This is a genomic window from Flavobacterium solisilvae, from assembly GCF_012911605.1.
Lineage (GTDB): Bacteria > Bacteroidota > Bacteroidia > Flavobacteriales > Flavobacteriaceae > Flavobacterium > Flavobacterium solisilvae.
The window spans coordinates 1-249 of sequence record NZ_JAAMPT010000060.1 but is presented as its reverse complement, the minus strand read 5'-3'; the positions used below and the strand labels follow the sequence as shown (position 1 = coordinate 249).

Sequence of the window (249 nt, the reverse complement as noted above, 5' to 3'; positions counted from 1 at the left end):
CCAGCACACACCAGTTTGTTGCTGATTGGAGTGCTAGTCGGTTTATTGATTGGGCAAACAGTATTGACCAAGCAGTAGCGGATTATATTATCCAAATTATCGAAAGTAGAAATCACCCCGAGCAAGCTTATAAAAGTTGTTTAGGGATATTGAACTTTGAGAAGAAAGTTGGAAAACAACGATTAATCAACGCTTGTAAACGCGCACTTGATTTTAGGATTTACAGCTTTAAAGCCATCCAAAACATTT

Annotated in this window: 1 pseudogene; it reads left to right on the top strand. The window is 37.8% G+C overall.

The annotated features are described in order from the left end of the window. Nucleotides 1-249 (top strand): annotated as a pseudogene (locus G6042_RS14680) (IS21 family transposase); the annotation flags it as partial.